Raw genomic sequence first — 5,585 nt, 5'->3', positions numbered from 1 at the left:
TATCTGATAGCCGGAGCGGTTGGGCGTCAAGGGCTCGGGTGATCGAAGAGGGGGAGGCGCAGGTGCCTCTTTGGAACGATCCGGTTTGCAGGTCTCGGCTGCCGGACGGGACGCGCATCCCTCCTCCCTGTGGGAGGGTAGCCTCCGAGGGGGTCAGCCGGGACGAAGATACGGCAGACTGAGAGGCACCCGGCTTCTGGATCGGGCTGAGCAGGTGTGAAGCGCATTGCCCTCATCTGCATCGGCGCTTCCTATCCGCGGGACTTCGTCCCGACCGGTCTCTGCCGACGCAGAAGTCACCCGCTCCCGCAGAGGCGGTAGGACGCGGAGGGACGCGGAGCGCGGATCCGGAAGCCTCGGGGAAAAGCCCGGCTCAGCCCTCAAAAATCCTGCGGTCGTCCCTCTGCCGCGCAGAGCTCGGCGACGGCGCGCAGATAGGCCTTGGCGTCGAACTTCCGCAACGAGTTCTCGCTCTGGTAGCGCACCGTGCCGAAGACCTTGCGCTTCGCCCAGGGGCGGTCGTGCAGGCCGTAGACCCAGGCCACGTTGGTGAAGGAGTTCGCGTCGCGGCCGTCGAGGAAGTAGCGGTTGTTGAGCCGCAGCGTGCGGGCAAAACCCGCCTCGGGGGAGGGGGACCATTCGAGGATCTTCTTGCCCCAGTACATGCGCAGGTGGTTGTGCATGTAGCCGGTCTCGCGCATCTCGGCCTGGGCGGCGTTCCAGTAGCGGTCGTGGGTGCGACCCGCGGCGAGCTCGTCCTCGCCGTAGAGATGGGGGCGCGGATCGTCCGCGTGCTCGGCCAGCGTCTTGCGGGCCCATTCGGGCACGGCCTGCGCGTAGGCATCGTAGCGGGCGGTGTGGTGGACGTGGTTCATCGCCAGCTCGCGGCGGACGATCACTTCCTCCAGATAGGAGGCGCGATCCTCGGTATCGCCGTCCTTCGCCGCCCGGACGGCCAGCGCGATCTCGACGGGCGAGATCTGGCCGAAATGCAGGTAGGGGCTCATGTGCGAGGCCGCGCCCGCCTCCGGCCGGTTGCGCCCCGCCCCGTAGCCCGCGAAGGCGTCGGCGAGGAAGGCCTTGAGGCGCCGGCGCGCCTCGGTCTCGCCGCCGCGGAAGCGCCGCACCGGCGGTACGGAGCGGTCGAGGGTCATCCCGGCCAGCACCGCGTCAGGGTCGGAGATATCGATCTCGGAGCGGAGTTTCAGCCCGTCCGCACGGTGCTTCACCCGGCGGGCGGCGAGCGGCTCCAGGAACGGGTCCCAGACGCGGTGGAGCTTCGGCCGCAGCGTGCGGGCGGCGTGCTCGTGCTTGCCCGAGGCCGTCTCGACCGGCACCACCACGTCGCCCTCGACCTGCACGACCCGGGTGTCGACGGCCTCGGCGATCTCGGCGTACCAGCCCTTCTGGATCGCCAGATAGCCGCGGTCGAGGACCAGCAGGGCGGCCTCACGGGCAAGGTCGATCGCGACCGCCGCCGGGGAGGCCTTACGCATGACGAAGCCGACGCCGCGCTTCTCCAGCCCCGCGGCCGCGTCGGCCAGGCCCTGGAGCAGGAAGGCATAGTGCCGGGCATTGGCCTCGGGGAAGCCGCTCGCCCCGTCGAGCAGGCCGAAACAGGCGACGACCGGCAGCCCGAGCCGGTTCGCTTCCTCGATGGCCAGTTCGAGGGCCGGGTTGTGGTGGGCTCGGTTGGCCTGCTGAAGCAGGTAGAGGACGTAGGCACCCCCGGGCCGGGGCTCGACGTCCTTGAGCACCCGGATGCGCTGCCCCTGGATCGCCATCGTGCCGCCTCCCGCCTGAACCTCGGCCGGGAGCTAGGGCGCGGCAGCCTCCGCGCCCGCGTCGCGGTCTGCGACATTTCGGATACACGCGGCGGCTGTGTGTTGCACCGCCCGAGAAACGGCAGCCCTGCTGCCCCAATCCCCTTGAAACCGCGTGGGGGAGAGAGCAGATTGTGCATCGCGGGATCGCGATGGCGTCGCGCTCCCGCAGCCCTCTTTGGGCGTTTCCTCCCTAGACTTCGGGCCGCTCCTCCGGGAGTGGCCTTTTTTCTTGCGGGGATGGCCCTCGTTCTCGGCCGATCAGCCGCGAGCGCGGGCGCGGATCATGAAGTTGTCGTAGGTGTATTCCGCGACCTGGAACCACAGATAGGCCTCGTTGCGGAAGGTCTTCATCGCCTCGTAGACGCGGCGGAAATCCGCGTTCTTGGCGGCCATCTCGCCGTAGACGTCGTTGGCATTCTTCAGCGCCGCCTCCATCACGTCCTGGGGGAAGGGGCGCAGCTGCGCGCCGCCGGCCACGAGCCGGCGGAGGGCCTGCGGATTGCGCGCGTCGTAGCGGGCCTGGACCTCGGCGCCGACCTGGGCGGCCGCCCCCTGCAGGATCGTACGGTAGGGCTTCGGCAATGCCTTCCACTTCTCGGCGTTGATCCAGAAGTGCAGCATCGCGCCGCCCTCCCAGAAGCCCGGATAGTGGTAGATCGGCGCGACCTTCTGCAGGCCGAGGCGCTCGTCGTCGTAGGGGCCGATCCACTCGGCGGCGTCGATGCGCTTGGCCTCCAGCGCCGCGTAGATCTCCGGCCCCGCGATCTGCTGCGGCACCACGCCGAACTTCGTCAGCACCTGGCCACCGAGGCCGCCGATGCGGAATTTCAGGCCCTGGAGGTCGCCGAGTCCCTTCACTTCCTTGCGGAACCAGCCTCCCATCTGCGCGCCGGTATTGCCGCCGGGCAGCGCCACGAGGCCGTACTTGCCGAAGATCTCGCCGAACAGGTCGGCGGCCCCCCCGGCGTTCCACCACGCGTTCTGGCCGCGCGCGTTGAGGCCGAAGGGCATGGCGGTGGCGAGCGCGAAGACCGGGTCCTTGGCCGCTCCGAGCGAGGCCGGTCCGTGGCCCATCTCGACCGTGCCCGCGGCGACCGCGTCGATCAGGCCCTCGGGCTGCACCGGCTCGCCGGGGCCCGCCGCCTGGATCTGGAAGCGCCCGTCCGTTGCCTCGCCGACGAGGCGACCCAGCGTCTCGGCCGCACCGAACAGGATGTCGAGGTTCTTGGCGTAGGCGGACGAGAGGCGCCAGCGCAGCTCGGGCATCGCCTGCGCGCCCGCTTCCCGGGCGGAGGCTGCCAGCCCCGCCGCGCCGAGCCCGGCCGCCAGGAGCGCGCGTCTCTTCAGGGTCGGGCTGCTGCTGGTCATGGCACCTCGTTCATCCGTCCGCAGCAGAACGGGCCGGGGCGACGTTCCGATCCCCTCCGCCGCTCCGGAATCAGCGGGACGGCGCGCCCCTAGCACGGCGACGCAACGTCTCGAAACCGTGCGGGCGGCGTGCTAGCTCCCGGGCCATGATCCAGCCCGACAGCCCGCGCCCCGCTCCCGCCATCACCCTGCACACGGTCTGCGGCCTGCAGGAACTGGCCGAGCACGGGACGCGCGGGGTCAGCCACGTCCTGTCGCTGCTCGATCCGGGGACGCCCGAGCCCGCCGCCTTCGCGGGCTATGGGGCGCATCGCCGGACCACGCTGCACTTCCACGACTGTTTGGGGCCCGGGAACGGGCTGGTGGCCCCGGAGCGGTCGGATGTCGAGGCGATTCTGGCCTTCGGGCGCGACCTCGACGGCGCGGACGGGCACCTCCTGGTGCACTGTCATTACGGCCTGTCGCGCTCGACCGCGGCGCTGCTGATCCTGTTCGCGGGCGCCGAGCCCGAAGCGGGCGCCGAGGATCTGGTGGCGCGGCTCCACGCGCTCCGCGAGCCTGCCTGGCCGAACACCCGGATGACGGGCTTCGCCGACGAGCTTCTCGGGCGCGGCGGCGCACTCACCGCCGCCGTGCGGCGCCTGCACGCCCTCCAGCTCCAGGTGCGCCCGCATCTGGCGGAGGTGCTGCGCGAGCACGGGCGCGGGCCGGAGGTGGACGCGGCCCTGGCGCTGCGGGAGACGCCGTAGGCCGCGACGTGCCGGCCTCCTTGCAGAGTTACTGGCAGAGTTACTTGCCGGGTTACTTGCCGGCCGGCGTGAAGGCGCCGTCCTTCCAGACGTAGAGCACGTAGCCCTGCGCGGTGACGTCGCCCTTGGAGTCGAAGCCGACCGTGCCGAGGACGAGGTCGAAGCGCTCGGCGTGGAGCGTGGCCGAGAGGCGCTTCGGGTCGGTCGTGTGGGCGAAGTTGCCCGCAGCCACCAGGGCCTGGAGCGCGGCGTAGCCGTAGACCGTGGAGCCGGTCGGGTCGACGCCCTCGGCCCGGAAGGCCTTCACCACCTCGGCCGCGGCCGGCTGCCGGCTCGGGTCGAGGTAGAAGGTCATCAGGACGCCGTTGCTCGCGGATCCGGCGGTCTTGGCGAAGTCGGGCGTCGCGATCGCCGAGGTGCCGAACCATTGCGGCTTGAAGCCCCGCTCCGCCGCGATCTTCACGAGGCGGCCCATCTCGACGGCGTCGCCCCCGTAATAGACCACCTCGATCCCGGCGCCCTTCAGCCGGTCGGCGAGCGCCGCGTCGTCCGCGTCGCTCGGCGAGAAGGCGACCGAGAGCGCCTCGTTGATGCCGATGCGGTTGAGGTTGTCCTTCGTGGCCGCCGCGAGGTTGCGCGAGGCCGGCGTCGTGTCCTGGATCAGGGCGATCTTGCGATCCCGGAATCGCTCCGCCAGCACCGCGGCCGAGAGCCGGGCCTGGTCGTCGTCACGGCCGCAGACCCGGAAGATCGTCGGGAAGCCGCGGTCGGTCAGCCGTGCCGACACCGAGGCCGCCGTAATCATCAGCGTGCCGTTCTGCGCGTAGACCTCGGAGGCGGCGATCGAGGCGTTCGAGCAGACATGCCCGACGACGAGGCGAACCTCCTGGCGAACGAAGTGGTTGGCCACCGCGACCGCCGTGTTCGAGTCGCAGGCGTCGTCCTGCACGTCGAGCACGATCCTGCGCCCGTCGAGCCCGCTCCGCTGATTGGCGTCCCGTGCGGCCGCCTCGATCCCGCGCAGCACCTGCTCGCCCACCGCGACGTAGGCGCCGGAGCGCGGCACGGCCACGCCGATCGTCACGGTCCCCGCCGCATCGCCCCCCGGATCGCGCGCCACTTGGGCGAGCGCGGCGGATGGAAGGACGAGGGCGGCGAGCGAGAGGGCGAGCAGGCGCGCCCGGAGGCGGCCTGCGCCCGACCGAGCCGGCGTAGGCCCGGCCCCGGGGATCGCCCCGCGCAGGTAGCCGGGGCCGAGAGCGACGCATCCGATCTTCATCGGGGTCCTTCTAGAGCCGTTTCCGCGCCCACGAAATCGGCTCCCGATCATCCGATGATCACGAAGGCTCCTGACGCCGGTCGGGCTTGGCCGGGCATCGACGCAGGAAACGACGAAGCCCCCCCGAAGGCAAGGATGGAATGTCCGGACGGTTACGCAACGTCCACAGCCGAACAGGCTCCTACTTCCCGTAGGCGTAGATCGCGGCCGCGGACGCGACGGGTCCTGTGACGCTTGAGAAGACGCCGAGCACCTTCTGGAGCTCGGTGTAGGGGGCGTTGGAGACGTAGATCAGGTCGCGGTTGCGCATCCGGAAGGCCTGGGTGGTGAACAGGCTGTTGGGGTCGCGCATGTTGATCCGGT

4 protein-coding genes and 1 pseudogene are annotated in these 5,585 nt (G+C 70.8%); 1 reads left to right on the top strand and 4 read right to left on the bottom strand.

The window, feature by feature from the left end:
* Positions 1 to 380: 380 nt before the first annotated feature.
* Positions 381 to 1,784, bottom strand: a complete 1,404-nt coding sequence (locus tag MFF54_RS26455; protein WP_238307171.1) for a deoxyribodipyrimidine photo-lyase — start codon at positions 1,782 to 1,784, stop codon at positions 381 to 383.
* A 300-nt stretch (positions 1,785 to 2,084) separates the two neighbouring features.
* Positions 2,085 to 3,194 (bottom strand): TRAP transporter substrate-binding protein, encoded by a 1,110-nt coding sequence (locus MFF54_RS26450; RefSeq protein ID WP_238307170.1) that lies wholly within the window; start codon positions 3,192 to 3,194, stop codon positions 2,085 to 2,087.
* Positions 3,195 to 3,340: 146 nt separating this feature from the next.
* Between MFF54_RS26450 and MFF54_RS26445 the strand changes: the two genes are divergently transcribed.
* Positions 3,341 to 3,943, top strand: coding sequence for a tyrosine phosphatase family protein (locus tag MFF54_RS26445; protein ID WP_238307169.1), 603 nt, complete (start codon positions 3,341 to 3,343; stop codon positions 3,941 to 3,943).
* Between the two features lie 52 nt (positions 3,944 to 3,995).
* On the opposite strand, the gene MFF54_RS26440 is transcribed toward MFF54_RS26445, so the two are convergent.
* The gene (locus tag MFF54_RS26440) at positions 3,996 to 5,222 is read right to left on the bottom strand and encodes a branched-chain amino acid ABC transporter substrate-binding protein (protein WP_238307168.1); all 1,227 of its coding nucleotides are present in this window, start codon (positions 5,220 to 5,222) and stop codon (positions 3,996 to 3,998) included.
* Between the two features lie 181 nt (positions 5,223 to 5,403).
* Positions 5,404 to 5,585, bottom strand: a pseudogene (locus tag MFF54_RS26435) (polysaccharide biosynthesis/export family protein); the annotation flags it as partial.

This window comes from Methylobacterium gregans, assembly GCF_022179245.1.
Taxonomy (GTDB): Bacteria; Pseudomonadota; Alphaproteobacteria; order Rhizobiales; family Beijerinckiaceae; genus Methylobacterium; species Methylobacterium gregans.
Note: the sequence above shows the minus strand (reverse complement) of the source record. Positions and strands in the feature narration are given on the sequence as shown.

Coding starts and splice junctions, on each gene's coding strand:
- MFF54_RS26450 (WP_238307170.1), bottom strand. CDS start 3,194: ATGACCAGCAGCAGCCCGACCCTGAAGAGACGCGCGCTCCTGGCGGCC.
- MFF54_RS26445 (WP_238307169.1), top strand. CDS start 3,341: ATGATCCAGCCCGACAGCCCGCGCCCCGCTCCCGCCATCACCCTGCAC.
- MFF54_RS26455 (WP_238307171.1), bottom strand. CDS start 1,784: ATGGCGATCCAGGGGCAGCGCATCCGGGTGCTCAAGGACGTCGAGCCC.
- MFF54_RS26440 (WP_238307168.1), bottom strand. CDS start 5,222: ATGAAGATCGGATGCGTCGCTCTCGGCCCCGGCTACCTGCGCGGGGCG.